Consider the following 26,216-nt stretch of genomic DNA (forward strand, 5'->3'; position numbering starts at 1 on the left):
CTCATGCGTGCAGCAGTGATGTACGGAGCCGGAGACGTCCGTGTCGAGGACCGGCCCGACCCGAAGATCGTGCGGCCGGGCGACGCCGTCGTACGCACCCTCGCCGCGTGCGTGTGCGGCAGCGACCTGTGGCCCTACGCGTCGATGCCCGCCACCGACACCGGCCGCCCCATGGGCCACGAGTTCCTGGGCGTCGTAGAGGAGACCGGCGCGGACGTGACCGGGCTGACGGCGGGTGACCTGGTCGTCGCCCCGTTCACCTACAGCGACAACACCTGCGACTACTGCGCCAAGGGCCTGCACATCTCCTGCCGCAACGGCGGCCGGTACGGCTTCGACGGCGTCGACGGCGGGCAGGGCGAAGCGGTCCGCGTCCCGTACGCCGACGGCACCTTGGTCAAGCTGCCGGTGGCCGCCGACTCCGCGCTGCTGCCGTCGCTGCTGGCGCTGTCGGACGTGATGACGACCGGCCACCACGGCGCGGTCACCGCCGGCGTCGGCCGCGGCGACGCGGTGCTGGTCGTCGGGGACGGTGCGGTCGGCCTGTGCGCGGTGATCGCCGCGAAGCGGTTCGGCGCCGAACGGATCGTGCTCGCCGGCCGCCACGAAGCGCGCACCAGCCTGGGCCGCGAGTTCGGCGCCACCGACGTCGTGGCCGAGCGCGGCGACGAAGGCATCGCCCGCATCCGCGAGTTGACCGGCGGTGTGGACAAGGTGATCGAGGCGGTCGGCACCCGCCAGGCTCTCGACACCGCCCTCGGCGCGGTCCTGGACGGCGGCACCATCAGCCGCCTCGGTGCCCCGCAGTACGAGCAGGGACCGCTCGGCCGGGACGGGTTCATGCGCAACCTCACCCTGACCGGCGGCGCCAGCCCCGCCCGCGCCTACATCGAGCAGCTGCTGCCCGACGTCCTCGACGGCACGATCACCCCGGGCCGCGTCTTCGACGAGACCTTCGCCCTCGACCGTACGCCGGAGGCCTACCGGGGCATGGCCGACCGCCGGGTCCTCAAGGCCCTCGTCCGCCCCTGAGCCCCGCCTGTACACAGCGAAGGCCTCGCGCCCATGGAGTTCGTCACCCTCAACCGGAGACTGATCCTCGTGTCTCCGGCCGTCTCCGGCCTGCGCCGTCCGAAGTGGTCTGTCATCCGATGCCTGACGCCTTGGTGAACCGCGTCACCAGGGAGACGAACCTGCCGGAGTCCTGGACGAGCATCGCGTGGCCGGCGTCAGGGAACATGACCAGTTCGGCGTGCTTGGCCCGCCGAGTGATGATGCTCGCGTTCTTGGGCGGGGTGATCTTGTCGAGGGAGCCGTTGGTGATCAGCATCGGGATGGTGCTGTCGGGCAGCTTGTCCCAGGTGCCCTCGAAGGACTCGTACGCCTGTCCGGCCTGGTACTGACGCAGCAGCGTCTCGTTGCCGACCTTCTCCGGCGGGATCAGACCGAGCTGCTCGATGTACGCGGCCCGCGCGGCGGTGGCGTCGGCGGGGAAGAGCAGGTCCATCATCTGCGGGCCCGTGGTCCTGGGGCTGTTGAGCTCCTTGGCCACGGCGGGCGGCGTGTTGACGGCCTCGCTGCCGCCGAGGTCGCCGCCGGTGCTCACGAGCGCGCCGATCGCACCCGGGTGGAGCGCGGCGACGGTCAGGCCGATCTCGCCGCCCATCGACCAGCCGAGCAGGGCGGGGTGCCGTAGACCCAGTGCCTTGATCAGACCGGCGGTGTCGTCCGCCATGAGCGGAATGGTGTCGGGGACCGAGGTGTCGTCGGTCGTGTAGCCGACGCCGCGGTTGTCGAAGATCGTGACGTGGTAGTGCCTGCCGAGCCGGCTCAGCAGGTCGACCGTCCAGTCGCTCATGGTGCCGGTGTCGCCCATGACCATGACGAGGTCGGGGCCGGAGCCGAACTGGCGGTAGCCGATCTTGATGCCGTCGACCGGGATCCGGCGCACCGGCCCGAGGAACGCGCCCGGCCCGCTGAGGGCGGTGTTCGGGACGATGGTCGACTCCGCTTTCGTAGCGGTGGTTGCCGTGGCCCGCGTGTTCGGCCTGCTGCTCGAAGCGCTGGTCGCGTGCCCGCCGCCGGACGAACAGGCGACCGCTCCGAGGGCCACCGTGGCGACGGCCGCGGCCAGCCGGGGCAGGGTGCGGGCACGCGGCGTGCGGTGCGATGCGGACATGGGGGACCTCCGTGCTGATCAGGTGCGGGTGGGGTGTTGAGCAGTGTTGAGCGAGATGAGCTGTGGGTCCGGTGCGCGGGTCGAGCGCCGTGCCGCGGGCTGTTCGTGGGCTGTTCCGCGGCTCAGACGTAGGCGCCCGGGCGGTGGGCCGGCTTGTTCGCGTCGCGGTCGGACCGTGCCTGGAGCAGCTGGCCGCGGACGACGATCGTGCCCAGGCGGACGACAACCTCGCCGACCGCCATCAGGAGCAGGGCGACGACCCAGGCCTGGGCGCTGGTGATGTCGTGCGCGGCGGAGAAGCTGGTCAGGTGCGCGGCGCCGGAGGAATGCGTGGACCACACGGCGAAGCCCAGGCGGAAGCCCATGCTGATGATCCAGAGTGCGGCCGCGCCGCGGGAGGCCTTGATCAGCACGTGCCCGTCGGCGTGCCGGACGCGGGTGAGCAGGCCGCCGGCGAGGCCGAAGGCGACCCCGGTGGCCGCGAAGATCACGGCCAGTGGGACGTCGTTGCCGGCGGTCGGGATGTCGGTCAGGTAGTTGCCGGCGGCCCAGGTGATCATGCCGAGCGGGAGGAGGATGGTGCGGGTGGTCAGCCGCTCCTCGCGCAGCTGGCGAAGGACGATGAGCAGGAGCGCGATGTCGATGAACCAGTCGGTCGTTGTCATGTCTGAGAGCATTCGCCGACGCGCCCCGAACTCCTTCAACCCAGGGGTGTAACCCGGGTTGAAGTCCGCGCCGCTACTGCTCGGTGTTGTCGACCAGGCCGAAGCGCCAGGCCCAGGCGATCAGCGCGCCGCGGTCCTCCAGCGCCAGCTTGGCCAGGACGTGGTTGAGGTGCGTCTTCACCGTCGCCAGGCTGACGACCATCTCGCGCGCCACCTGCCGGTTGTTCAGCCCCTTCGCCAGCAGCCGGACGACGTCGACCTCCCGCCTGGTCAGCCCCTCGGCCTCGGGAGGAAGCGCCGCCGGCGAGGACGCGGGCGCGGCGGCGGGCGCCTCGGGCTCCGTCACGACGAGCTGCACGAGCCGCCGCTGCACGGCCGGGTCGAGGACGGTCCGGCCGGCCGCCACCTCCCGGACCGCGGCCAGCACCGCCTCGCCGGTCGCGTCCTTGGTCAGGTAGCCGAGCGCGCCGGCCCGCAGCGCGGGCATCACCGCGTCGTCGTCGGCGAACGTCGTCAGGATCAGCACCCGTGTCCCGATGCCCGCCGCCACTGTCTCGGCCGTCACCTGCGCGCCGTCGAGCCCGGGCATCCGCAGGTCGACGAGGGCGACGTCGGGCCGCTCCGCCAGCGCGAGCCGCACCGCCTCGTTCCCGTCGCCGGCCTGCCCGACCACCTCGATGTCCTCCGCCGAGGTCAGCAGCAGCACCACCCCGTCCCGAACCACCGCCTGGTCGTCCGCGACCAGCACCCGAATCGTCACGCGTCCGCCTTCCCGTCTGTCGTCATGCCGCCGGTGTCATTGCCAGGTGCGACAGCGCCGCCCGCCGCGGCACCGTCCTCGGAAGCGGTGTCCGCCGCGGCGCCGGCGTCCTCCACGACCGGCACACGGAGCGCGATCCGCCAGCCCGGTCCCTCGGGCGCGGGTCCGGCGGTCAACGAGCCGCCGACGGCCTCGATCCGCTCGGCCATGCCGCGCAGCCCCGTGCCGCTGCCCTGCACTCCCGACGGGCCGCGACCGGCCGGCAGCCCGTGGTCCCGCACGACAGCGCGCAGCTCGGAGCCCTGCCACACCAGGTCCACGTCGATGGCACTCCCGGTCGCGTACCGCGCCGCGTTCGTCATGGCCTCCTGCACCGCCCGGTACACCGCGTGCCCGGCCTCGGGTGCGAGCCGACCGGTCCTGCCGCTGACGCGCAGCCGCGCCTCGCCCGGAAAACCCCTGGTCAGGCCGTCGATATCGGCCACGCCCCGGAGCGGTACGGAACGCAGCGCACCCACCGCCGCGCGGGCCTCCTGCACTCCGTCGCGCGCGAGCTCGGCGGCGCGGTCCAGCGGCTCGGTCAGCGTCGCCGGAGCACCGTCACGCCGCGCGATCGCCCTGACCGCCTGCAGCTGCATGGACAGTCCGGCGAGGCTGTGCGCGAGCACGTCGTGCATCTCGTGGGCGATGCGCCTGCGCTCCTCCAGGGCCGCCGCCTCCTGCCGGGACGCGCGGGACGCCTCCACTTCGGCCAGCAGCGCGACCGCGCGGTCCCGCTCGGCCTGGAGCGCGGCGTGCTCGATCGAACGGTCGGCGAGCAGCCACACGCCGACGGCCGACAACAGTCCTGCCACGCTGCCGAAGATCACCATGACCGCGACGCCGAAGCCGACCGCGAGCAGCGCGACGCAGGCGTTGCGCACCGGCCCGGCCGGGACGCACATCGGCAGCACGGCGGCGGCGGCCAGCACCGGAACCTCGCCGAGCCCGGCGGGCACGAGAGCCATGATGGCGAAGCCGGTCCCGATGGTCAGCGCGAGGCCGAACCAGGTCAGCGGCGTCGGCAGGGCCCGGCCGCTGAGCACCATGCCCAGCTCCGCGCAGAGCCCGAGCACGGCGACGACGACCTTCAGCGCCGCCCCGTCGGCCGCGATCACCGAGACCACCACGCAGGCGATCAGCGCGCCCGCGCCGATCACGTCACCACGCTCGAAGATCCGGCGGCGACCGGGACCGGCCGCGGACCGGATCGTGTCGGGCCACGTGCTCACCATTCCCGCGCTCCGTTCACCATCGGCCGGCTCCCGCCGTCCGCGCACCGCGCGTCCCCCACGTGACCACGGCTACGTCGAGCCCGACCGACGCGATGCACGCACGGCCGGCGGCGCACGGCGGCGAGCATATACGTGGCGTCGGCACGCGCCTTGCCGCGTCCGGTGACCGGCCCGGCACGTGGCACAGCACACTTTTGCAAGCAGGTGCTTGCAATAGTTAGCGCGGGTGGTGCAAGGTGGAGGCATGGCAACACTCAACGTCGGCAATCTCGGGGAGTACCTGCGTGAGCAGCGGCGCAACGCGCAGCTGTCTCTGCGGCAGCTCGCCGATGCCGCCGGGGTGTCGAATCCGTATCTGAGCCAGATCGAGCGCGGGCTGCGCAAGCCGAGCGCGGAGGTGTTGCAGCAGGTCGCCAAGGCGCTGCGGATCTCCGCCGAGACGCTGTACGTGCGAGCCGGCATCCTCGACGCCGAGCGGGACCGGGACGAGGTCGAGACGCGTGCCGTCATCCTCGCCGATCCCACGCTCACCGAACGGCAGAAGCAGGTGCTGCTTCAGATCTACGAGTCCTTCCGCAAGGAGAACGGGTTCGAGATCGCCGACGGGGACGCGGGCATCGGCCCCGGTGTTGCCGACGGCGGCGACAGTGCCGCGCCGCACGAGACCGCCGGCTGACCCGCGGACGTACACAACACAAAACCCTCAGCTGATAGCAACCGGGAGGACCATCACCATGGCCATCACCGATGACCTGCGCAAGACCCTGAGCGACCCCACCCCCCTCTACTTCGCCGCCGGCACCGCCGACCTCGCTCTCCAGCAGGCCAAGAAGGTTCCCGGCCTGGTCGAGCAGTTGCGTGCCGAGGCGCCGGCCCGGATCGACGCCGTGCGCGGCACCGACCCGAAGGCCGTGCAGGAGAAGGCCGCCGCCCGTGCCAAGGAGGCCAGTGCCAAGGCCAAGGAGGCGCAGGAGAACCTCCAGACCAAGGTCAACGAGTTCATCACCAGCCTCGACGGCGACTTCAAGAAGCTCAGCAGCACGCTCGACGCCGACTTGAAGAAGTTCGGCGAGTCCGCCCAGGACTTCGCGCTGCGCGGTGTCGGCGTCGCCGCCGAGTACGCCGTCAAGGCCCGCGAGGCGTACGAGAAGGTCGCCGAGCACGGCGAGCAGGCCGTGAAGACCTGGCGCGGCGAGGCCGCCGACGAGATCGAGGAGCTCGCCGTCGCGGTCGAGCCCGACCCGACCCCGGTGGCCGAGCCCGTCGTGGTGAAGGCCGAGACCCCGGCCCCGGCCGCTGCCGCGCCCGCCCCGGCGAAGAAGCCCGCCGCGAAGAAGGCCCCGGCCCGCAAGACCACCGCCAAGAAGACGACTCCGCCCGCCAAGTAACACGTACGGGTGATCGGTAACGGGTCGGGCACTCCATGAGTGCCCGGCCCGTTCTTCGGGTAGCGGGAACCCGGTTGCGGGTACGGTGACCGCTTAGGAACTAGCCGAGTCTGGTGGTGGACGTAGTGCTGATGCAGGGCTTCGCAGGGTTCATGTGGCTGTTGAGCACCGCCCTGATCATTTTCAGCGGCTTCGCACTCGTCGACGCCGCCACGCGTCGCGAGGACGCCTACCGCGCCGCGGACAAGAAGACCAAGCCGTTCTGGCTGATCGTCCTCGGGATCGCCTTCGTGGTGAACCTCATCTTCAACATCCTGTCGTTCCTGCCGATCATCGGCCTCGTCGCGACCATCGTGTACATGGTCGACGTACGCCCGGCCCTCCGCGGTCTCCCCGGCGGCGGCCGCAGTCGCAGAGGCGGCTCCAGCAGCGACGGCCCGTACGGCCCGTACAACGGCGGCCGCTGACCTCGTACAACACGCGGGGCGCCCCGCCGTACGACGACTGCGGCGCCGTGCGTTCCCCACTTCCGCTACGGCGCCTTCCGTCGCCCGCCTTCGCTACGGCGTCCGGTCCAGCATCAGTACCGCCACGTCGTCCGTCAGCTCGCCGCCGTTGAGGTCGCGGACCTCGTTGACCGCCGCGCGGAGCAGTTCCTCGCCCCGCAGCCCCTCGGCGAGCTGGCGGCGGACCATGGCCACCATGCCGTCCTGGCCGAGCCGTTCGCGGCGGCCCTCGCCGATCCGGCCCTCGATCAGGCCGTCGGTGTAGAGCATCAGGCTCCACTCGGCGCCCAGTTCGACCTGCATCCGGGGCCAGCGGGCGCCGGTGAGCAGGCCGAGGGCGGGGCCGTTGTTGTCGTAGGGGAGCAGTTCGGCCGGGCGGCCGGGGCAGGCGAGCAGCGGGGACGGGTGGCCGGCCAGGCAGAGGCCCGCGCGGCGGCCGTCGGGGGCGATGTCGACCGTGCAGAGCGTCGCGAAGATCTCGTCGTCGGAGCGCTCGTGCTCCAGGACCTGTTGCAGCGTGCCGAGGAGCTGGTCGCCGCAGAGGCCGGCCAGGGTCAACGCGCGCCAGGCGATGCGGAGTTCCACACCGAGCGCGGCCTCGTCGGGGCCGTGCCCGCAGACGTCGCCGATCATCGCGTGCACCGTCCCGTCGGGGGTGCGCACGGTGTCGTAGAAGTCGCCGCCGAGCAGCGCGCGGGAGCGGCCGGGGCGGTAGCGGGCGGCGAAGCGCAGCGGGGAGCCCTCCAGGAGGGGTGTGGGCAGCAGGCCGCGTTCGAGGCGGGCGTTCTCCTGGGCGCGCAGCTTGGACTCGGTGAGCTTGCGCTCGGCGCGGTCGGAGCGCTTGCGCTCCACGGCGTAGCGGATCGCGCGGCTCAGCAGCCGGCCGTCCAGCTCGTCGCGGAAGAGGTAGTCCTGGGCGCCGACGCGGACCGCCTCGGCGCCGCGCTCGGTGTCGCCGGAGGCGGTGAGGGCGAGGACGGCGTGGTGCGGCGCGATCCGCAGGACGTGCTTGAGCACGGCGAGCTCGTCGTCGGCGCCGTCCGCGGCCCGGGCGGGGGCGGGCAGCGCGAGGTCCAGCAGGATGCAGTGGACGTCGTCCGTGAGCAGCCGCTCGGCCTCGGTGAGGTTGCGGGCGGTGCGGACCCGGATCGGCTTGCCGGTCGGGTCGAGCAGCTCGGGCACGGCCGGCGAACCGCCGGGGTCGTCCTCGATCATCAGCAGGGTGAGGTGACCGGCCGGGGTGCCGTGGGCATGGGCGTGGCCGTGGGCAGCGCGGGGCGCGGCGTCGGCCGGGCGGTCGCCCGCCGTGCCGTCGTCGGCCTTGTCGCCCGCCTTGTCGGCGGCGGCGACCGTGTCGTCCTTGACCGTGTCCTGCGTGCGCGGAGCCTCCGTGGCTCCGGAGACGGCGGTGGAGGCGGCCGCGGAGCTGTCTCCGGTGATGCCTCCGGAACTGTGTCCGGAGGGGCCGCCGATCGCGGGCTCGGCCTGCGCCTGACCACTTTCCGCGGCCGGGACCGCTCTCTGCCGCGGTATGGGTGCGGGCATCGTCCTGGTTCCTTCCCTCCCCCCGAGGGCACGGTGGGGCGAGGGACCTCGACCCACCGACGGGGACCATAGCGGTAGTGGGCGCCGTAAAGGAATGGTGTGAGACAGGTCGCCTGGCAGGCGGCCACTGTCATATGCCGTGATCCGTACGGCAGTTGGGCAGGGTGGCTCTTACCCGGGGATGACGAAGGTCACGCCGGGCGGGTGTTTGGCGCGGAGGGTGCGTGCGCCAGGTCACGTGGCCCGGGTCACCGGCCGAACTTCGCCCATCAACCGGACGTATTACGCATCCGGGCGCACAACACCCAATATCGGCATCGAACCCGCCCCCGCGACTGTCACCGTCCGCCCCGGCCGCGGGGCGTGGATGATCGCGCCGTCGCCGATGTACATGGCGACATGGCTGGCGTCGTCGAAGTAGATGATGAGGTCGCCGGGCCGCATGTCCTTCACGGCGACGTGCGGGAGCTGCTTCCACTGCTCCTGCGAGGTGCGCGGGATCGGGTCGCCCGCGCTCGCCCAGGCCTGTGAGGTCAGCCCCGAGCAGTCGTACGTCGAGGGGCCCTCGGCGCCCCACTCGTACGGCTTGCCGAGCTGGGCCGTCGCGTAGGCCACCGCCGCCTTGCCCGCCGAGGTCGCCTTGCCGCTGACGTCCTTGAGGGCGCCGGAGTCGAGCCACGCGGTCTGCGCCTTCAGCGCGGCCTGCTGCTCCAGCTTCGCCAGCCGCTCCTTCTCCTGCTTCTCCAGCTGGGACTCGAGCTTCTCGGCCGCCGCGATCTGGGTCGTGACCTTCTTCTTGGCGGTGGCCTTGGCCTGCCGGTTCTTCTCCAACTGCTGCCACTGGGCGGAGGCGTCGGCGGTGTACTGCTTCAAGTCCTGCTGGGTGCGGGTCAGTTCGGCGATCAGGCCCTTGGTGGCGCGCTGGCCCTGGAGGACCCGGCCCGTACCGTCCAGGAACGCCTGCGGGTTGTCGCTCAGCAGCAGCTGCGCCTCGTCCGGGAGTCCGCCCGTGCGGTACTGGGAGCGGGCCGCGGCACCGGCGCGGTCCTTCAACTCGTCCAGCTTCTCCTGGCCCTTGACGATCTTCTTGGCCAGCTCCACGATCTCCGCGGACTGCTTCTGGGACTTCTCCTCGGCCGCGTTGTAGGCGTCCGTGGCGACGGCCGCGTCGTGGTAGAGCGCGTCGAGCTTCTCGCGTACGGCCTCAAGGTCCTTGTTGGTCACGGGGGTTGGGGACGCGGTGGCCGACGGGGTCGAGGTCGGCGTGGGCGCCGGGCTCGCGAACGCGATACCGGGTGCCGCCAGCACGGTGACCGCGCAGACGACCGTGACGGCCGTCGTGATCAGGGCTCGCCTGCCCGCTCCCATACCCCTGCCCCCACAATCCCGTATCTGATTGACCGTCAGTAACTTACGGACGCCTGGGGGATCGTGCCATGTCCGCACGTAAAACGACAGAGGCAGTACTTCTCGTACTTCTTCCCTTTCCTTCCAGGTCATGAGCTGTCACGACCGGGCATGACGGTCTCCCCGTCCGTGTGACGAACGGTCGCCGGGGATCGTTCCCCACGCGCCTCACCCGCAACCGGATTCACCCGCGTGGAGCCAACGCCCCCCAGGTCACGGTCACTTCGCCCTGCCGCCAGCGTGCCGGTCCGTCCGTCACCGGCCAGTCCGCGGTGAGGTCCCGCACCGCGCGGATCCAGCGCTGACGGGCGCCGTAGGAGGCGTAGGGCGCGGCCGCGGCCCACGCGCGGTCGAAGTCGCGGAGGAAGGCGTGCACCGGTTCGCCGGGGACGTTGCGGTGGATGAGGGACTTCGGGAGGCGCTCGGCCAGGTCGGACGGCCGCTCCAGGGAACCGAGTCGGGTCGCGAAGGTGACCGTGCGCGGCCCCTCAGGACCGAGCGCGACCCACACGTGCCGCCGCCCGATCTCGTCACAGGTCCCCTCGACGAGCAGCCCGCCCCGGGAGCCCCCGCCCGCCGGCGCCAGCCGCCCGCACAGCCGCGCCCACACGTCGGCGACCTGTGCCTCGTCGTACTGCCGCAGCACGTTCGCCGCGCGGATCAGCAACGGCCGCTGCGGTACCGGGATCTCGAACCCCCCGTGCCGGAAGGAGAGCCCCTCCCGCTCGTACGGCTTCGCCGCCGCGACCCGCGCCGGTTCGATCTCGACACCGACCACGCGCGCGTGCGGCGCGACGGTACGGAGGCGCGCCAGCAGCTCTACGGCCGTCCAGGGCGCGGCGCCGTACCCGAGGTCGACGGCGACGGGATCGACGGCCCGCCGCAGCTCGGCGCCGTGCGTCGCCGCGATCCAGCGGTCCATGCGGCGCAGCCGGTTGGGGTTGGTCGTGCCGCGCGTGACCGTTCCCACGGGGCGGGGGGTCGTCGCGCGGGCTGTCATACCTACGAGGGTAGGCGGCGCGGGACGAGGGGCGCGGCACGGGCCTCGGCCGACGTTGTCGGTGCCTTTCCCGTCCCGTTGTCAGTGCCGCCTGGCAGGATCGGAGATCAGGTTGACCGAGGGAGAGGCGGGACTCATGAAGGTGCTTGTCAGCGACGAAGTGCAGGTCGACTACGGCCAGATATTCGTGGAGAGCGGCGAGGACGACTGCGACCTGCACGATGCCTTCGCCGGGCAGGAGGGCGTCGGGCTCTGCGGCGGTGGGCAGGAGGGGATGCTGTTACTTCTGACCGGTCTGCGCATCGGCGGCGTCGACTTCACCGCCGAGCTGCACGACAGCCGGCCCGAGCTGGACGAGACGTGGGAGGAGATCGTCGAGGTCCCGTTCCGGCCGGTGTCGGAGGAGACGGTGCTGCGGCAGTGGAACGGGAAGAACCGGTGGGAGCTGGAACTGGGGGAGCGCGACTACCGCGTGCGGTACTCCGCCATCGGCATGGACGCGGGCCGCAGCAAGGACGTCCGGGAGGACGACGAGCCGCCGACCGACGACCGGTACCTCCTCCAGATATGGCCCGCCGCGCCCGAACCGGCCCGACTGCTCAAGCAGACCGGCCGCACGGCCGCGAACTGGCACGCCTTCGCGACGTCGCCGGTGGGCTGACCGGCGGACGGGAGCCAAGCTACGGGCGGGGGCCAACGCACCGCCCCCTCGAACGGTTGACCGACCCCCGGCAATGGCTGGGTAAAATCCTCATGCGCCGGAATGAGAATCCGGCCTCCCGATGTTGGCCTCCTTGGAGGGAACCCCACACCCTCCCTCAGGCATGCCCGCAGCGAGGAGGAACGCGACGTGAGCCAGTACGGCAGCAGGCTCGGACGGCGTTCCGCGGCCTCGTCCGCCCGGCTGCGGCTGCACCGCAAGCCCCGCCGGGTCGCCATGCTCTCCGTGCACACGTCACCGCTGCACCAGCCCGGCACGGGCGACGCGGGCGGCATGAACGTCTACATCGTGGAGCTCGCGCAGCGCCTCGCCGCGATCAACATCGAGGTGGAGATCTTCACGCGCGCCACCACGGCCGCCCTCCCCCCGACCGTCGAGCTGGCACCCGGCGTGCTCGTCCGGCACGTCGACGCGGGCCCGTACGAAGGCCTCGCCAAGGAGGAACTCCCCGCCCAGCTCTGCGCGTTCACGCACGGAGTGATGCAGGCGTGGGCCGGCCACCGCCCCGGTTACTACGACCTCGTCCACTCGCACTACTGGCTCTCCGGCCACGTCGGCTGGCTCGCCGCCCAGCGCTGGGGCGTCCCCCTCGTGCACGCCATGCACACCATGGCCAAGGTCAAGAACGCCAGCCTGGCCGACGGCGACACCCCCGAACCGGCCGCCCGCGTCATCGGCGAGACCCAGATCGTCTCCGCCGCCGATCGCCTCATCGCCAACACGGCGGAGGAGGCCGACGAACTCGTACGGCACTACGCGGCCGACCCCGCCAAGGTCGCCGTGGTCCACCCCGGCGTGAACCTCGAACGCTTCCGCCCCGCGGACGGCCGAGCCGCGGCCCGCGCCCGCCTCGGCCTCCCGCAGGACGCCCTGATCCCGCTCTTCGCGGGCCGCATCCAGCCCCTGAAGGCGCCGGACGTGCTGCTGCGCGCGGTGGCGGTGTTGCTGGACGAGCGACCCGAGCTGCGCTCGAACATCGTCGTCCCGGTCGTCGGCGGCCCCAGCGGCAGCGGCCTCGCCAAGCCCGAGGGCCTGCAGAAACTGGCCGCGCGGCTGGGTATCGCGGACGTCGTACGGTTCCGGCCGCCGGTCGGGCAGGAGCAGCTCGCGGACTGGTTCCGGGCCGCGTCCGTGCTGGTCATGCCGTCGTACAGCGAGTCCTTCGGGCTGGTCGCCATAGAGGCGCAGGCGGCCGGTACGCCGGTGCTCGCGGCCTCGGTCGGCGGCCTCCCGGTGGCCGTGCGCGACGGCGAGACCGGCTTCCTGGTGCAGGGCCACGACCCCGCCGCGTACGCGCGCGTGCTTCGCGATCTCGCCGACGACCCGCACCGTGCGACCCGCATGGGCGAGGCCGCCGCCCGGCACGCCCAGTGCTTCGGCTGGGACACCGCGGCCGCCGCCACGGCGGACGTCTACACGGCCGCGGCACAGGCCCACCGCCGTCACGTACGCTCGCACCATGGGTGAGGCAGCAGCGGACCAGGAGCGGGCGGCGCAGGTCATCGAGGGTTTCCTCAAGGGCGCCGAACTCGACTGGGAGAGCCCGGAGTCCGGCGCCTTCGTCGTCCAACTCCCCGGCACCCGCAAGCTGTCGACGACCCTCTCTCTCCTCGTCGGCCGCCACTCCCTCTCGCTCAACGCCTTCGTCATCCGGCACCCCGACGAGAACGAGACGGGCGTCCACCGCTGGCTCCTGGAGCGCAACCTCAAGCTGTACGGCGTGAGTTACGCCGTCGATCAGCTCGGCGACGTGTACGTCACCGGTCGGCTGCCGCTGTCCGCGGTCACCGAGACCGAGATCGACCGCCTCCTCGGCCAGGTCCTGGAGGCCGCCGACGGCAGCTTCAACACCCTCCTGGAACTGGGCTTCGCCTCCGCGATCCGCAAGGAGTACGCGTGGCGGGTGTCGCGCGGGGAGTCGACGCGGAATCTGGACGCGTTCACGAATCTGACCCAGCGGCCGACCGACTGATCTCGTACTGACCCCTTTCGCTGCGCGAGGGCGTCGTGGCATGCTCACCGCCAGCACATTTCTGAACGTCGTTCACATCCATGAAGAGCCGCGTGGGAGGACGTACGTACATGAGCCACACCCGTCTCACCAGACGAACCCTGCTCGGAAGCACGCTGGCCTTGGCGGTCCCCCTGCCGAAGCAGGGACCCGGAGGTCCCGGGGGCGAAGTCCCTTCCCTCTGGCGGGAGTTCACCCGCACCCCCTTCACCCACCCGCAGATCCCGTACATCGGGAAGGCGGGTGCGCGGCGCCACCCCCGGCACTCGCGCGTGCTGGACGTCCGCGCGTACGGCGCCGTGGCGGACTCCGCCGTCGACTCCGCCCCCGCGATCAACCGTGCCATCGCCGCTGTCGGCAGGGCCGGCGGTGGCACGGTGCTCATCCCGCCCGGCACCTTTCGCATCGACGACGTGATCCGCGTCGGCCACTCCGGGGTCGTCCTGCGGGGCGCCGGGAGCGACCGTACGAAGCTCTACGCGACGAAGAACCTGACGGAACTGATCGGCGTCTACGGCTCGCGCTACGGCGGCGACAAGTCGTCCTGGTCCTGGGCGGGCGGCCTCATCTGGCTTGCGCCGACGGCCCGTTGGGACTCACTGGTCGCCGCGATCAGGGCGAAGGCCTGGCCCTTCGAGGGCTGGACCGGCAACAGGCGTGACGAATGGCGGCAGTTGACGACCGTCGAACCGGCCCGGCAGGGCGCGTGGACGGTGACGGTGGCGGACACCTCCCAACTGAAGCCGGGCGCACTGGTGTTGCTCCGCCTCGCCGACGACCCCGGCCACACCCTCCTGGAGCACATGGCGGGCGGCGGCCCCGGCCCCGAGGCGTACTACTGGGACGACAAGACGAAGCTGTTGTCGTACGTCCCCTACGAATGGCCGGTCCGTATCGCGCACGTCCACGGCCGCAGGGTCACTCTCGAACGCCCGCTGCCCCTCGACATCCGCCCCGAGTGGAGCCCTCAACTCACCACACACGTAGAGGAGTTGACGGGCTCGGGAGTGGAGGGCCTCTCGCTGGAGGCGGTGGAGACCCCGCAACAACCCCACCTCCTCGACAAGGGCTACAACGGTGTCGTCCTCCAATGCGCCTACGACTGCTGGCTCGACGACGTGACGGTCCGGCACGTCGACAACGGCTTCGGCCTGGTGGCGGCCTCGGCGTGCACGCTGCGCGGTACGACGGTGGCGGGCCGCGGCTCCCATCACCCCTACTTCTGCCGCGAGGGCTCGCACGACAACCTCATCGAGGACTTCACGATCGAGGAGCGCACGGTCCCGGCCCCGGCCAACACCCAGCTCCACGGCATCAACGTCGAGGGCCTGTCGTCGTACAACGTCTGGTCGCGCGGCGACATGCGCATGGGCACCTTCGACAGCCACCGCGGCCTGCCCTTCGCCAACGTCCGCACCGACATCACGGTGAACAACGACGGCCGCCACGGCGGCGACGCGAACGCCGGTCCGCTCTTCGGCGCCCGCTTCACCCACTGGAACATCCGCGTCACGAACGGCCGCGCCGGCCTGATGAAGATCGACCAACTCGCCCCGTACAGCGCCACGGTGGGCCTCAACACGGTCACCGAGTTCGACCAGATCGACGTCCCCGACTTCACCGGCGATCTGCACGCACGGCTGGAGCTCTACGGCACGACGGGTGTCGTACGGCCGCGGAACCTGTACGAGGCGCAGCGGGAGCTGTGACTCACGCATGAGCTCACGCGTGAGCTCAGGTGCGCCGGAGGACGTCGTAGCCGATGAAGTCGAACATGCGGGTGCCGGTCGGGAGTTGGCGGGGTCCGCCGGTGAAACGGTGGGCGCCGACGGACTGGGGGATCGAGGGGTCCGACACCCACAGGCGCTCGAAGCCGCGCTCCTCCAGCCAGGCGCAGACCTGGGGGACGAGGTCGGGGGCGATGTCCCGGCTGCGCGTCCACACCAGCGTGCCGCCCGTCCGGCACAGGGCGGTGCAGTGGTCGAGGACGCGTTCGACGTCGGCGTCGGAGATGTTGCCGAGGAGGCCGCAGGCCAGGACGAGGTCGGCGGGGGCGAGTTCGGCGTAATGATCCGTCAACGAGGCGTCTCCGGCGATGACTTCGACGCCGGGGAGGTTGGCGGCGCGGGCCGCCTGTCTCGCTGTGTCCACGTTCCGCTCGTCCAACTCGACCAGCCGGGCGCGGACTTCGGGACCCCGGGGGTGGTCGGCCAGGACGCCGATCAGGTCGCGGCCCTGCCCGGCACAGAGGCTGATCGCGGTGAGCGGGCCCGGCGGGGCGGTGTCGAGGGCGATACGGAGGCGTTCCTGGATGAGGGCCAGGCGCCGACTCAGGTAGGAATCGGGGGAGTCGTAGGCGTCGTGCCACTCGTGCCAGTCCATGCGCGGAATCTAGCCGGGGCGTCAGTGCCTGTCGCGTGAATAACGCCCCGGCGTGACGCCCACCAACTTCCGGAAATGGCGGGTGAGATGGGACTGGTCGTAGAACCCGGTCACCGTCGCCACCTCGCCCGGCGGACGCCCGTCGAGGAGGAGCCGGCGGGCGCGGTCGACGCGGCGGGACATCAGGTACTGGTGCGGTGCGATGCCGTACGCACCGCTGAACGCCCGTACCAGATGGGCGGGATGGGCGTGCACGAGCCGCGCGGCCTCGTCGAGGGTGATGCCTTCGGTGACGCGCTCGTCGAGGAGTTCGCGGAGGTCGCGGGCGAGCGTGGGGGCCAAGGTGGTGGGGGTGTTGGGCGGCCGTAGATGGGCGTGCAGCCGTTCGGCGATGAGCGTGAGCCGGCTCTCCGCCTCCAGTTCGTCGCCGGGGTGGTCGAGCGCGGTGTGCAACTGGCCCACGCGCAGCCGGAGTTCGGGGTCACGGAGGTCCGGCTGGTCGACGGCGGAACCGATCAGGGTGTCCGCGAGGTGTGTGCCGTCGAGGTAGAGGACGCGCTTGCGGAAGCCGTGCGGGGTGGCGGGGGAGCCGTTGTGCGGGACGTGCGGCGGCAGCAGGGACACGGTGTCGTGCGGGGTGCCGTGCTCGTGCCGGTCGAGGTCGTACCGTACGGCTCCGTCGTCCACGATCAGCAGCGTCCACGCGTCGTGCACGTGCATCGGGTACGCGTACTCGGTGAAGTGGGCGTGGAAGACCTCGACGACACCGGGGATGCGGGGCCGCCAGGCGGAGACTTCCTGCCGGGGGTGACCTGGGCCGGGCTGGCCCGGGCCCTGTTGCGGGGCCATGCAAAGAACGTACAAGACGGGGGCGCGGGGCGGTCGGCAGTCTCGATGCATGAGCACTGACACGACCGCCGACACGACCCCCGGCACCACTGACGCCTTCACCGAACCGGTCCGCTTCGACACCAAGATCGCCGTCCTCCTGCGGGACGACCTTGAGCCCTGGCAGCGGCTGAACGTCACGTCGTTCCTGGTCAGCGGCCTGGGATCACAGGTTCCCGAGGTGATCGGGGAGCCGTACGAGGACGCCGACGGGGTGCGGTATCTGCCGATGTTCCGGCAGCCGGTGATGATCTTCGAGGCCACGAAGGAGGTCCTCGTGGCGGCCCACGGGCGGGCACTCGGCCGTGCGCTGCCCCGGTCCGTCTTCACGTCGGACCTGTTCGGCACCGGCAACGATCGCGACAACCGGGCGGCGGTGCGGGCCGTTGCCACGGCTGGGCTGGACGTGGTGGGGCTGGCTGTGTACGGGCCGCGGAACGGGGTGGACAAGGTGGTGAAGGGGGCGCGGATGCATCCCTGAGGAGCGGAGGGGCGACGGTGTCCGTGAGGGTCGTAGCCGGGTCTCCGGTGTTTGTAGTGTGCGGACATGACAAGAAGCGAGCGGCTCGCGGACCAGCTGGACTGGTACTGGCAGCAGAACCTGCGGCCGCGGCTCGACGGTCTTACCGATGACGAGTACTTCTGGGAGCCGGTGCGCGACTGCTGGAGCATCCGCCCGCGTGGCAGTGGCACGTCGGCCGCACCGATGTCGGAAGGTTCGGGGGAGTGGACGATGGACCTCGCGTCCCCTGGCCCGGTGCCGGCGCCGGTGACCACGATCGCCTGGCGGCTGGCGCACATCATCGTCGACTGCCTGGGCTATCGGGTCGGTTGGTACTTCGGCGGCCAGGACGTCGACTCCGGGACATTCGCCTACGCGGGGACCGCTGACGAGGCGCTGAAACAGCTCGATGAGATGTACGGGAGATGGAACGCGGGGGTCCGCGAGCTCTCGGACGCCGACCTGGAGCATCCGCCCGCGGTGGGTCCCGAGCGGTTTCCCATGGAGAACAGGGTCCTGCACGTCAACAGGGAGCTGATCCACCACGGCGCCGAGATCTCCCTGCTGCGCGACCTCTACCGCTGGCAGGACGGAGCGGTACCGCGGCGGGCATGACTTTCCGGTGACTGGGTCATCCTGGTTGTCGTGCGGGCCGAGGAAGCCGGGATCGGCGGTCCCGGTCCGGTCAGGAGCTGGCGGTGGTTTCCGTAGCGGGCCGAAGGACGGACGGCACGACGGCCTCCTCGGCGAACCCCTCCACCTCTACGTTCACTTCGGTGAACCCCTCCACCTCTACGTTCACCTCGGTGAACCCCTCCACGGCCTCCCCGCCCGGCTCCGCCGCCGGAACCCGCCGCATCAGCGCCCCGTACCCCACCGCGGCCCCCGTCCCCACGACCGCGCACAACCCCCACAGCCACTCCGCCCCGAACCGGTCGATGACGAACCCGGACATCAGCGGAGCGACCAGCGCGGCGACCGCCCAGGACAGGGTGTACATGCCCTGGTACCGGCCGCGCCCCTGGACCGGGGAGAGGCGGACGACCAGGCCCGTCTGGGTCGGGGCGTTGATCATCTCGCCGAGGGTCCACACGCACACTGTGAGGGCGAAGACACCGACCGAGCCGGCGAACGCGGTGAGCCCGAAGCCGTAGCCCGCGAGGATCGACGAGACCACCAACAGCCGCTTGGCGTCGCGGTGTTCGATGAGGCGGGTGACCGGGATCTGGAGGGCGACGATGAGGAAGCCGTTGACGGCGATCGCGGTGCCGTAGTCGGCGGGCGTGAAACCGGCCTCGCCCATCGCGACCGGCAGTCCGACCGAGCCCTGCTGGAAGACGAGGGCGACGAGGAAGGACAGTCCTACGACGCTCATGAACCGCCCGTCGCGCAGAACGGTCCCGAGCCCGACCGCGTCGGCCGCCCCCTTGCTGCCGTCCGCCGCGACGCTGGGCCGGGACTCGGGCAGCCGTAGGAACACGACGACCGCGCAGACCGCCGTCATCCCGGCCTCCAGCAGGAACCCGGCGCGGTAGCTGACCTCGGCGATGAACCCGGCGGCCATCGAGGAGATGGCGAAGCCGAGGTTGATGGCCCAGTAGTTGAGCGAGAACGCGCGGATACGGTCCTCGGGGCGCACGATGTCGGCCATCATCGCCTGCACGGCCGGGCGGGACGCGTTGCTGGCCGCTCCGACGAGGCACGCTACGGCGGCGATGGCGACGGGGTCGTGCATGAAGCCGAGCAGGGCCACGGACGCGGCGGTCGACGACTGCGCGATGAGGAGGGTGGGGCGGCGGCCGATGCGGTCGGTGAGCACGCCCGAGCCGATGGAGGAGACGACGCCGCCGAGGCCGTAGAGGGAGGCGACGAGACCGGCGTAGGTGGCGGAGTAGCCGCGGTCGAGGGTCAGGTACAGGGCCATGAACGTCGAGACGAACGCGCCGAGCCGGTTGACGAGGGTGCTGGTCCACAGCCACCAGAACTCGCGGGGGAGGCCGGAGACGGTTTCCCGGGCGGCGCGTCTCAGGGCGGCGAGTGACATGGATGGTTCCCCCACGGTCGGGCAGCTGGCCTGTAAGCGGCTACGGCCGCGAGCACAACTTACGAACGGGGCGACTCGGTGGACCACTCAATTAACAGAAGCCGTCAACTGTGGGGCTGGGAGGCAGGCGCCAGGCGGTGGCCCGAATGCGTGGATTACGCTCTGAGGCATGGCCGACGCACCGTACAAGCTGATCCTCCTCCGCCACGGCGAGAGCGAGTGGAACGCGAAGAACCTGTTCACCGGCTGGGTGGACGTGAACCTGAACGAGAAGGGCGAGAAGGAGGCGGTCCGCGGCGGTGAGCTGCTCAAGGACGCCGGCCTGCTCCCCGACGTGGTCCACACGTCCCTCCAGAAGCGCGCGATCCGCACGGCGCAGCTGTCGCTGGAGGCCGCGGACCGCCACTGGATCCCCGTCCACCGCAGCTGGCGCCTGAACGAGCGCCACTACGGCGCCCTCCAGGGCAAGGACAAGGCGCAGACCCTCGCGGAGTTCGGCGAGGAGCAGTTCATGCTCTGGCGCCGCTCCTACGACACCCCGCCCCCGCCCCTCGAGGACGGCACGGAGTTCTCCCAGTCGGACGACCCGCGCTACGCGACGATCCCGCCGGAGCTGCGCCCCCGCACGGAGTGCCTGAAGGACGTCGTCGTCCGCATGCTCCCGTACTGGTACGACGGCATCGTCCCCGACCTCCTCGCGGGCCGCACGGTCCTGGTCGCCGCCCACGGCAACTCCCTCCGCGCCCTGGTCAAGCACCTCGACGGCATCTCCGACGCCGACATCGCGGGCCTGAACATCCCCACGGGCATCCCCCTGGCCTACGAACTCGACGCGTCCTTCAAGCCGGTCAAGCCCGGCGGGACCTACCTGGACCCTGACGCGGCTGCGGCGGCGATCGAGGCGGTCAAGAATCAGGGCAAGAAGAAGTAGCCCCTCTTCTCCGCAGCGCCCCCCTTCCCGGCAAAGCCCCCCACCCGCGGATTCCCTCCGGTGGGGGGCTTTGTGCTGCGCGGGGGAGGTTGGCGGGAGGAGCCCCGGTGAAGCCCCTGGAACCCCCCGGAAGCGCATCGGAAGCGGATCGGTTCTGGTGGCGGAAGCGGAGCCGCTGGTGGCATGCAAGGGGTCAATCAGCCTTTCGCGGGGTTTTCCCGCCGACCTCTCCATGCGCAGCCCATCCCGTCCATGCCGTCGGAGCGTCCCATGAACGACCTCGGACCACCACCGTCCACCCCTGCCGCACCGAACCCGCCGTCCACCGCCGCCGTGCCCAGCCCCCCGGCGTCCTACCGGGCCGGCGGGCTGATACCGCCCGCCGGAGCCGCCCGAACCTGGGGGCTCACGGTCATCGGGGTTCCCCTGCTGGCCGTTCTGCTCCTGGGGCTGGTCGACGGGTCCTTCTCGAGCGGCGGCGGGGCGCAGGCTCAGCCGTACAGCCCGCCCACCGCGTCGTACGCGTACACCCAGTCCACCGCGCCGGATCCGTACACCCAGTCCACCGCGCCGGATCCGTACACCCAGTCCACCGCGCCGGACCCGTACAGCGCCTCCGACCCGGTCACCTCCGCGCCCGGGAGCGCGCTCGGCGACCCGACGGAGGAGGCGACCAGCGCGGCGGCGGAGCCGGAAGCGGTCGTCAACGCCTACTTCGCCGCGGTCAACAACCGTGACTACTCGACCGCTTGGGCCCTCGGCGGCAAGAACCTGGGCGACGCGGACTACGACGCGTTCGTCAAGGGCTACGCCAACACCCAGCGGGACAGCATCAGTCAGGTGTCCGTGCAGGGGACCTTCGTGCAGCTGGTTCTCAACGCCCGTCAGACGGACGGTACTTCGCGCTCGTACAACGTCACCTACACCGTCGAGGACGGTGTGATCACCCATGGCACGGCAACCCCGATCGGCTGACATCCCCGTACGAGTGGAGCGCTGAACCGTCGTGAGCACACAGGCACCGCACCGCTATCCGCCCGGCACTCCGCCCGGAGCGCCACAGATCCCCCGCGTGTACGCGCGGACGAAGGCCACCCGCCTGCTGTCCGCGGGCACGTACCTCGATCCCGTCTACCGCCGGGCCGTCATCCGGGAGTTGTTCAAGAACCGCTTCAGAGTGGTCGCGCCGTCGTACGGCTACGACGCCGTCTCGGTCCTCGCCCACGCGCTCGCGGCCCGCCGACTGCGCCGTATCCAATGGGGAGTTGTGGCCGGCTCGGCGGTCGCGCTCCTGCTGCTGATGAGCAAGGGGCCGCTGAGTGCCTTCGTCGCCGCCCAGTTGATGTTCTGGGTGCTGTGGGGCGCCGCCTATCTGCGCCGGGTCGTCACCCTGCACATCCTGATGACCCGCCTGAAGGAGGCCGGCCCCGCCGGCGGCTTCGACGGCTCCTACCCCGTCGCCGGCAGACTCACCGACGCCCTGATCGGCAAGATCGACCGCGAACAGGCCGGCCAGACCGGCCTGGTCTTCTACGGCGGTTTCCGGCCCTTCGTCGGTGCCGGTGAGCCCCTGCGTGACTGGGCGAACGCCCAACTCCTGCTCGGCGCACCGAAGAACCGCCTCGCCGCCCGCAAGGAGTTCGAGGCGTCCGGGGGCGACCTCGACGAGGTGGAGCGCAAGCCCGTCCTGCCGTTCACCGTCCACGACATCACCACGTACGTCGCCCGGAGGATGGGCGCGGAACTGCGCGACGAGGCCCGCTGGGACGAACGGATCGAGGGGCTGACCGTCGAGCAGCGCCGCTACACGACGGCGATCCGCACCAACGACCGTACGGTGGGCGCCGGTTGGTCCCAGCTGCCCGGCATGGACGATCTCCCGCCCGTCCACTGGCGGGAGGACTACGACTCGGCCCGCGAGTACCTGTGCATCCGCGTCGGCTCCTGGAACGAGGAGCTGGTGACCTCGATCTTCGTCGGCTTCGACCTCAAGGGCGACACCCTGCACACCGAGTTCTACACCTACGTACTCGGGCCGCTGGTAAGGGAGTTCCACCTGGTCGACCGGCTGCCCGACGCGTTCGACGGACGGCTGGCGGTACGGGTCGCGTGGGACATGGTCAAGGCCGTACCGCGCTGGTGCCTGGCGCTGGCGCTGTGGCCGCTGCGGCTGGTTCCCCGGCGCTTCCTGCCGAAGCAGGTACGGCGGTTCGTGCGGCCCGGGCGGGGCGGGTGGAGCACCGTCACGCTCACCGGCGGGAGCGCGGAGGTCGACACCAGCGAGTTCCGACTCGGGCGGTACGCCAAGCAGTCGGTGGACTGCGGCGCGCTCACCAGTGTCCGGGAGATGGCCACCAGCGACACCTACCACCACTTCTTCCAGAAGACCGACGCCCTGAAGTACTCCCAGATCGTCGAGCGCCGGCTGCTGCACACCATCCGGCAGTTCCTGAGCGAGCACCACGTGGATCTCGCCGACCACGACCGCGCGCAGACCAACATCCTCGTCGGGGACAACTCCCAGGCGATCCTCGGCGGTCACAACGAGAACTTCGGGTACAACTACCAGCCGCCGGGCCCGAGTTCGCCCGACAACCAAGGAGGTTAGTAGTCATGAGCGAGGGCCATACGTTCGGGGACAACAACCAGATCATCACCGGCGGGAAGAACAGGGGCTTCGGCTACAACTACCACGCGGCGCCCGAGACTTCGGCCGCCGAGCCGCAGACCGCCGAGCCGGGGACCTCCGGGCAGCCGTTCGTACCGCCGCCCGCCGGTCACGACCGCAGCCGTAGCGTCTTCGTCGTGCACGGCCGGGACGAAGAGGTGCGCGCGGCGATGTTCGGACTGCTGCGCCGGCTCGACCTACGGCCCCTGGAATGGGAGGAGTTGGTGCGGGCCACCGGCAAAGCCTCGCCCTTCCTCGGCGAGGTCGTCATGAACGCACCGGCGCAGGCACAGGCGGCCCTGGTTCTGCTCACCCCCGACGACGTCGCCAAGCTCCACCCGCATCTGCTCGGCAACCGCGAGCGGGACGACGAGACCCAACTCACCGGCCAGCCCCGGCAGAACGTCCTGATCGAGCTGGGCATGGTGCTGATGGCCTACCCCGAGCGGACCGTCATCGTCGAGGTCGGCCGGCTGCGGCACGTCGCCGACACCGCGGGCATCAACGTCATCCGGTTCGACGGCACGGAGGCCTCCCTCGCGAAGATCTCCGCCCGGCTGAGGCTGGCCGGCTGCCAACTCGACGACAGCGGACCGGAATGGCGCGACACCCGGCACTTCCGGAATCTCTCCGCGTATCGCAGGCTCGCCTAAACCGGAAGGAAACCGAAGAGAAAAGGGGACGGCCCTCGGGAGCCGTCCCCTCTTTTTTCACATGCCGACCGTCCCCCTTTTTTATACGCGGTCCAGTCCCGACGCCAGAACCCTCAGGAACGCCCCCACCTCCCGCAGGTCGATCCGCTCCAGATCGGCGGGCCGCACCACCACCCGCAACTCCCGGCAGACCGCGCCCTCCCGGGACCGCGCGACGAACGACATCAGGATCAGCCGCAGCAGACTGTCCTGGTCGAGATGGTCCAGCCGGGACAGCCCCGATCCGACCAACGGCATGGCCACCGCCTCCAGTTGGGCATGCCGGTGCAGCGCGTCCCACAGCCGGCCGAGCCCGAGCCAGAGGTCCTCCACACTGGACGCGGCCACACAGTCGTTGCCGATACGGCTGTACGCGACGCCGAACACCAACCTCGGCCGGGCACCCAGGACCGCCACCGTGCCGAGCGGATACCGGTCCAGTTTGCCCAGCGGCTTGCGGGCCCGCTCCTCCCGCCCGACCGGCGCGACACCGGCGAGCGCCGCGGCCAGTTCCGCGTCCAGGCGCCGTACGTCACCCTCGTACCGGCGGAGCAGCAACTGCCCTTGCACACTGGCCGCGTTGATGACCTCGCCGTCGGCCGACGCGGTGTCGAAGGTGTCGCAGAACCCGACGACGAGATGTGCCGGCTGGTCGAACACGTCGCCCGCCTCGACGACCACCGTGAGGTCGGGGCGCCGGAACACCTGCTCCACCCGCGGCACCGGACGCGCCTGGCCCAGCCCCCACAGCAGGCAGGCCGCCACGGACACCACCGTGACCGTGCCGGGATCGGGAAAGCTGCGGGGGAAGAACTGCCCGACGAACTGAAGGACCGCGGATATTCCGCCGAATGCCACCATCGTGCTGCGCGCGAAAATCCTGCGTGCACGTCCGGTGCCGTAGAACCGTAGAAATCGAGAAAACACGGTTCCTCCAGGACATCATGATAATCTGCTGGTCACTTATCGGTGACGCAGAGTGATGAAGCAGAGCGACACAGCGATACAGGAACGCGGCGGGGGCGACGCGGGTGGCCGATGGACAAGCGCGCATTCAGGTCAGAGTGCTGGGGCCGGTCCGGCTCGACGTCGACGGGATCCCGGTCCGGCTGACACCGTTGACCACCCGGCTGCTGGTCCGCCTGGTGGCCGCCGAGGGCGAGGCCGTGCCGGTGCGTCAACTGCGCCGGGACGTATGGGGGTTGGCGGACGGCCCGCGCCATCTGGACCAGCGCAATCGCAACGAGGTGCAGAAGCGCGTGCTGGAACTGCGGCGCGCTCTCGACCCCGTCCAGGACGGCACCGCGGCCCGTGTCCTGCGCACCGAGCAGCAGGTCACCGTGCACGGCCCGGAGACCGCCTACCGCCTGGTGCTGCGGCCCGAGGAGCTGGACAGCGCGCGGTTCACGGCGGTCGTCGGCAGCGCCCTCCTCGCCCCGCCCGCGACCGCCGCCCATGAGCTGGCCGAGGCGCTGGCCCTGGTCCGGGGGCGGCCGCTGGCCGAGGTCAACGGCGAGAACTTCGCGGACCCCTTCATCCGCCGTCTCACCGCCCTGCTGGACTCCGCCCGCCGCGAACTGGTCCGGGTCCAGGCCGACTTGGGCCGCCCCGACCTCGCGCTGCCGGTCGCCGAGCTGATCGTCCGCGACCATCCCGACGATCTCGACGCCGCCCGCGTCCTGGACACCCTGCGCGCCGCGCTCCGCGCCCGCCACGGTGCCGAACTGCTGCGCCACAGAGTCCCGTTGCCCGGTCAGCGGGCCGATGTCGTCCTGGTCCGGGGCGACTTGTTCGAGCAGACGGACTGCAATCTGGTGGTCGGCTTCACCGACACCTTCGACACGGAGACCGACCAGGACATCGTCATCAGCCGCGACAGCGTCCAGAGCCAGCTGGTCGACCGGCTCTTCGGCGGCCGACGCCGCCTGCTGGACGACAAGTTGAAGACCGGGCTGCGTACCGTGCGGGCCGTCGGCACGGAGAGCGCGCGGGCCAAGCCCCGCGGCCGGCGGGTCCGTTACCCGGTGGGGACGACCGTCGCCGTACCCGTCGACGGCCGCCGGATCTTCGCGGTCGCCTATTCGCGGCTCGGCAACGACCTCGTGGCCAGGTCCGGGAACGAGGATCTGCGCGCGAGCCTGGACCACCTCTGGGCCTCGGTGGCCGTGCACGGTCTGTTCAGACCGGTCGCCGTCCCGCTCGTCGGTTCCGGGCTGGCCCGGGTGACGGACCTCGACAGGGGCCAGCTCGTGGGCCTGATCGTCGACTCGTTCATCGCCGCGTGCCGTCTGCACCCCGCGCTCACACCCGAACTCCGCATAGTGATCCGCCCGGAGGACCTGGCCAGCACCGATCTCTCCCCGGTCGAACGGCGCTTCCACGAACTGGTCCCGGACCTGGACGACCGGCCGGAGTGACCAACTCCAAGGTGAGGCCGGGCAGTTGTGGGCGTCCAGCCCCCGTCCCGACAGGTTCCTCCGCATCTCCGGCTCCCCCATGCGGCCTCGCCCACCGGTTCCTGGCCCGCCACCGCCACCCGGCCTCACCGGACCTCAGTGCACCGCTCCCACCGCTTCCGCGGGTAGCCACCATCCGCTTCCGATCCGATTCCGACGAGGCGGAGCGGCTGCTCACGTGGTTATTTCTTGTCATT

At 71.1% G+C, this 26,216-nt stretch carries 26 protein-coding genes; 15 read left to right on the forward strand and 11 right to left on the reverse strand.

The genetic code is table 11. The features are described from left to right. Positions 1-3 precede the first annotated feature (3 nt). The gene (locus OG504_RS29180) at positions 4-1,032 is read left to right on the forward strand and encodes a zinc-binding dehydrogenase (RefSeq protein WP_405992462.1); all 1,029 of its coding nucleotides are present in this window, start codon (positions 4-6) and stop codon (positions 1,030-1,032) included. Positions 1,033-1,144: 112 nt separating this feature from the next. Here the strand turns inward: OG504_RS29180 and OG504_RS29185 are convergent, their stop codons facing one another. From OG504_RS29185 to OG504_RS29200, 4 genes are all read right to left on the reverse strand, one after another. Continuing rightward, positions 1,145-2,179 carry an alpha/beta fold hydrolase gene (locus tag OG504_RS29185; RefSeq protein ID WP_405992463.1) on the reverse strand — a complete coding sequence of 345 codons (1,035 nt, stop codon included), beginning with the start codon at positions 2,177-2,179 and terminating at the stop codon, positions 1,145-1,147. 122 nt (positions 2,180-2,301) lie between these two features. Continuing rightward, a complete protein-coding gene (locus tag OG504_RS29190) occupies positions 2,302-2,844 on the reverse strand; it encodes a hypothetical protein (protein ID WP_405992464.1) in 543 nt (180 codons plus the stop codon). A gap of 73 nt (positions 2,845-2,917) precedes the next feature. Next, complete coding sequence (locus OG504_RS29195) at positions 2,918-3,604, reverse strand: response regulator (protein WP_405992465.1); 687 nt, start codon at positions 3,602-3,604, stop codon at positions 2,918-2,920. Next, a complete protein-coding gene (locus tag OG504_RS29200; RefSeq protein WP_405992466.1) occupies positions 3,601-4,878 on the reverse strand; it encodes a sensor histidine kinase in 1,278 nt (425 codons plus the stop codon). The genes OG504_RS29195 and OG504_RS29200 overlap by 4 nt, the downstream gene beginning before the upstream one ends. Positions 4,879-5,122: 244 nt before the next feature. Here OG504_RS29200 and OG504_RS29205 point away from each other — a divergent pair, with 244 nt between their 5' ends. The 3 genes from OG504_RS29205 (at position 5,123) to OG504_RS29215 (ending at position 6,733) form a co-directional block, all read left to right on the forward strand. Further along, entirely contained in the window at positions 5,123-5,554 is a 432-nt protein-coding gene (locus OG504_RS29205; protein WP_405992467.1) for a helix-turn-helix domain-containing protein, read from the forward strand. A gap of 58 nt (positions 5,555-5,612) precedes the next feature. After that, entirely contained in the window at positions 5,613-6,266 is a 654-nt protein-coding gene (locus OG504_RS29210) for a hypothetical protein (RefSeq protein ID WP_405992468.1), read from the forward strand. Between the two features lie 131 nt (positions 6,267-6,397). Beyond that, positions 6,398-6,733, forward strand: a complete 336-nt coding sequence (locus tag OG504_RS29215) for a DUF2516 family protein (RefSeq protein ID WP_327407202.1) — start codon at positions 6,398-6,400, stop codon at positions 6,731-6,733. A gap of 93 nt (positions 6,734-6,826) precedes the next feature. Here the strand turns inward: OG504_RS29215 and OG504_RS29220 are convergent, their stop codons facing one another. The 3 genes from OG504_RS29220 to OG504_RS29230 all read right to left on the reverse strand — a co-directional run bounded on the left by OG504_RS29220 (position 6,827) and on the right by OG504_RS29230 (position 10,724). Next, positions 6,827-8,317 carry a PP2C family protein-serine/threonine phosphatase gene (locus OG504_RS29220; protein ID WP_405992469.1) on the reverse strand — a complete coding sequence of 497 codons (1,491 nt, stop codon included), beginning with the start codon at positions 8,315-8,317 and terminating at the stop codon, positions 6,827-6,829. Between the two features lie 282 nt (positions 8,318-8,599). Then, positions 8,600-9,685 (reverse strand): NlpC/P60 family protein, encoded by a 1,086-nt coding sequence (locus OG504_RS29225; RefSeq protein ID WP_405992470.1) that lies wholly within the window; start codon positions 9,683-9,685, stop codon positions 8,600-8,602. Between the two features lie 223 nt (positions 9,686-9,908). After that, positions 9,909-10,724 carry a class I SAM-dependent methyltransferase gene (locus OG504_RS29230; RefSeq protein WP_405992471.1) on the reverse strand — a complete coding sequence of 272 codons (816 nt, stop codon included), beginning with the start codon at positions 10,722-10,724 and terminating at the stop codon, positions 9,909-9,911. Positions 10,725-10,860: 136 nt separating this feature from the next. Here OG504_RS29230 and OG504_RS29235 point away from each other — a divergent pair, with 136 nt between their 5' ends. The 4 genes from OG504_RS29235 to OG504_RS29250 all read left to right on the forward strand — a co-directional run bounded on the left by OG504_RS29235 (position 10,861) and on the right by OG504_RS29250 (position 15,165). Then, the gene (locus OG504_RS29235; protein ID WP_405992472.1) at positions 10,861-11,385 is read left to right on the forward strand and encodes a hypothetical protein; all 525 of its coding nucleotides are present in this window, start codon (positions 10,861-10,863) and stop codon (positions 11,383-11,385) included. Positions 11,386-11,574: 189 nt separating this feature from the next. Further along, entirely contained in the window at positions 11,575-12,912 is a 1,338-nt protein-coding gene (mshA, locus tag OG504_RS29240) for a D-inositol-3-phosphate glycosyltransferase (RefSeq protein ID WP_405992473.1), read from the forward strand. After that, on the forward strand, positions 12,905-13,417 hold the full coding sequence (locus OG504_RS29245; protein WP_405992474.1) for a YbjN domain-containing protein: 513 nt from the start codon (positions 12,905-12,907) through the stop codon (positions 13,415-13,417). The genes mshA and OG504_RS29245 overlap by 8 nt, the downstream gene beginning before the upstream one ends. Before the next feature lie 110 nt (positions 13,418-13,527). Further along, positions 13,528-15,165, forward strand: coding sequence for a glycosyl hydrolase family 28-related protein (locus tag OG504_RS29250; RefSeq protein ID WP_405992475.1), 1,638 nt, complete (start codon positions 13,528-13,530; stop codon positions 15,163-15,165). 25 nt (positions 15,166-15,190) lie between these two features. On the opposite strand, the gene OG504_RS29255 is transcribed toward OG504_RS29250, so the two are convergent. Continuing rightward, a complete protein-coding gene (locus tag OG504_RS29255; protein ID WP_405992476.1) occupies positions 15,191-15,838 on the reverse strand; it encodes a methyltransferase domain-containing protein in 648 nt (215 codons plus the stop codon). 21 nt (positions 15,839-15,859) lie between these two features. Further along, positions 15,860-16,687, reverse strand: a complete 828-nt coding sequence (locus OG504_RS29260) for an AraC family transcriptional regulator (protein WP_405992477.1) — start codon at positions 16,685-16,687, stop codon at positions 15,860-15,862. Between the two features lie 49 nt (positions 16,688-16,736). Between OG504_RS29260 and OG504_RS29265 the strand changes: the two genes are divergently transcribed. Both OG504_RS29265 and OG504_RS29270 read left to right on the forward strand, forming a co-directional pair. Continuing rightward, on the forward strand, positions 16,737-17,207 hold the full coding sequence (locus OG504_RS29265; RefSeq protein ID WP_405992478.1) for a DUF2000 family protein: 471 nt from the start codon (positions 16,737-16,739) through the stop codon (positions 17,205-17,207). A 66-nt stretch (positions 17,208-17,273) separates the two neighbouring features. Continuing rightward, positions 17,274-17,843 (forward strand): DinB family protein, encoded by a 570-nt coding sequence (locus OG504_RS29270; RefSeq protein WP_405992479.1) that lies wholly within the window; start codon positions 17,274-17,276, stop codon positions 17,841-17,843. Positions 17,844-17,913: 70 nt separating this feature from the next. On the opposite strand, the gene OG504_RS29275 is transcribed toward OG504_RS29270, so the two are convergent. Then, the gene (locus tag OG504_RS29275; RefSeq protein ID WP_405992480.1) at positions 17,914-19,272 is read right to left on the reverse strand and encodes an MDR family MFS transporter; all 1,359 of its coding nucleotides are present in this window, start codon (positions 19,270-19,272) and stop codon (positions 17,914-17,916) included. A 169-nt stretch (positions 19,273-19,441) separates the two neighbouring features. Here OG504_RS29275 and OG504_RS29280 point away from each other — a divergent pair, with 169 nt between their 5' ends. The 4 genes from OG504_RS29280 (at position 19,442) to OG504_RS29295 (ending at position 23,524) form a co-directional block, all read left to right on the forward strand. After that, positions 19,442-20,203 carry a phosphoglyceromutase gene (locus OG504_RS29280; RefSeq protein WP_033281273.1) on the forward strand — a complete coding sequence of 254 codons (762 nt, stop codon included), beginning with the start codon at positions 19,442-19,444 and terminating at the stop codon, positions 20,201-20,203. 270 nt (positions 20,204-20,473) lie between these two features. Then, a complete protein-coding gene (locus OG504_RS29285; protein ID WP_405992481.1) occupies positions 20,474-21,178 on the forward strand; it encodes a hypothetical protein in 705 nt (234 codons plus the stop codon). 31 nt (positions 21,179-21,209) lie between these two features. After that, positions 21,210-22,811, forward strand: coding sequence for a hypothetical protein (locus tag OG504_RS29290; protein WP_405992482.1), 1,602 nt, complete (start codon positions 21,210-21,212; stop codon positions 22,809-22,811). 5 nt (positions 22,812-22,816) lie between these two features. Continuing rightward, positions 22,817-23,524, forward strand: coding sequence for a TIR domain-containing protein (locus OG504_RS29295; RefSeq protein WP_405992483.1), 708 nt, complete (start codon positions 22,817-22,819; stop codon positions 23,522-23,524). An 81-nt stretch (positions 23,525-23,605) separates the two neighbouring features. On the opposite strand, the gene OG504_RS29300 is transcribed toward OG504_RS29295, so the two are convergent. Beyond that, complete coding sequence (locus OG504_RS29300; protein WP_405992484.1) at positions 23,606-24,490, reverse strand: macro domain-containing protein; 885 nt, start codon at positions 24,488-24,490, stop codon at positions 23,606-23,608. A 104-nt stretch (positions 24,491-24,594) separates the two neighbouring features. On the opposite strand from OG504_RS29300, the gene OG504_RS29305 reads away from it, so the two are divergent. Then, a complete protein-coding gene (locus tag OG504_RS29305; protein ID WP_405992485.1) occupies positions 24,595-25,980 on the forward strand; it encodes a macro domain-containing protein in 1,386 nt (461 codons plus the stop codon). Positions 25,981-26,216: the final 236 nt, after the last annotated feature.

The sequence above is a fragment of the Streptomyces sp. NBC_00986 genome, from assembly GCF_045162565.1.
Classification (GTDB): domain Bacteria; phylum Actinomycetota; class Actinomycetes; order Streptomycetales; family Streptomycetaceae; genus Streptomyces.

Bases quoted from the DNA above. Each gene is read 5' to 3' on its own strand.
- OG504_RS29190 (WP_405992464.1), bottom strand. From the start codon at position 2,844: ATGACAACGACCGACTGGTTCATCGACATCGCGCTCCTGCTCATCGTC.
- OG504_RS29275 (WP_405992480.1), bottom strand. From the start codon at position 19,272: ATGTCACTCGCCGCCCTGAGACGCGCCGCCCGGGAAACCGTCTCCGGC.
- OG504_RS29220 (WP_405992469.1), bottom strand. From the start codon at position 8,317: ATGCCCGCACCCATACCGCGGCAGAGAGCGGTCCCGGCCGCGGAAAGT.
- OG504_RS29185 (WP_405992463.1), bottom strand. From the start codon at position 2,179: ATGTCCGCATCGCACCGCACGCCGCGTGCCCGCACCCTGCCCCGGCTG.
- OG504_RS29250 (WP_405992475.1), top strand. From the start codon at position 13,528: ATGAGCCACACCCGTCTCACCAGACGAACCCTGCTCGGAAGCACGCTG.
- OG504_RS29285 (WP_405992481.1), top strand. From the start codon at position 20,474: ATGAACGACCTCGGACCACCACCGTCCACCCCTGCCGCACCGAACCCG.
- OG504_RS29280 (WP_033281273.1), top strand. From the start codon at position 19,442: ATGGCCGACGCACCGTACAAGCTGATCCTCCTCCGCCACGGCGAGAGC.
- OG504_RS29200 (WP_405992466.1), bottom strand. From the start codon at position 4,878: ATGGTGAGCACGTGGCCCGACACGATCCGGTCCGCGGCCGGTCCCGGT.
- OG504_RS29255 (WP_405992476.1), bottom strand. From the start codon at position 15,838: ATGGACTGGCACGAGTGGCACGACGCCTACGACTCCCCCGATTCCTAC.
- OG504_RS29230 (WP_405992471.1), bottom strand. From the start codon at position 10,724: ATGACAGCCCGCGCGACGACCCCCCGCCCCGTGGGAACGGTCACGCGC.
- OG504_RS29295 (WP_405992483.1), top strand. From the start codon at position 22,817: ATGAGCGAGGGCCATACGTTCGGGGACAACAACCAGATCATCACCGGC.
- OG504_RS29270 (WP_405992479.1), top strand. From the start codon at position 17,274: ATGACAAGAAGCGAGCGGCTCGCGGACCAGCTGGACTGGTACTGGCAG.
- OG504_RS29245 (WP_405992474.1), top strand. From the start codon at position 12,905: ATGGGTGAGGCAGCAGCGGACCAGGAGCGGGCGGCGCAGGTCATCGAG.
- OG504_RS29180 (WP_405992462.1), top strand. From the start codon at position 4: ATGCGTGCAGCAGTGATGTACGGAGCCGGAGACGTCCGTGTCGAGGAC.
- OG504_RS29205 (WP_405992467.1), top strand. From the start codon at position 5,123: ATGGCAACACTCAACGTCGGCAATCTCGGGGAGTACCTGCGTGAGCAG.
- OG504_RS29260 (WP_405992477.1), bottom strand. From the start codon at position 16,687: ATGGCCCCGCAACAGGGCCCGGGCCAGCCCGGCCCAGGTCACCCCCGG.
- OG504_RS29235 (WP_405992472.1), top strand. From the start codon at position 10,861: ATGAAGGTGCTTGTCAGCGACGAAGTGCAGGTCGACTACGGCCAGATA.
- OG504_RS29225 (WP_405992470.1), bottom strand. From the start codon at position 9,685: ATGGGAGCGGGCAGGCGAGCCCTGATCACGACGGCCGTCACGGTCGTC.
- OG504_RS29265 (WP_405992478.1), top strand. From the start codon at position 16,737: ATGAGCACTGACACGACCGCCGACACGACCCCCGGCACCACTGACGCC.
- OG504_RS29210 (WP_405992468.1), top strand. From the start codon at position 5,613: ATGGCCATCACCGATGACCTGCGCAAGACCCTGAGCGACCCCACCCCC.
- OG504_RS29215 (WP_327407202.1), top strand. From the start codon at position 6,398: ATGCAGGGCTTCGCAGGGTTCATGTGGCTGTTGAGCACCGCCCTGATC.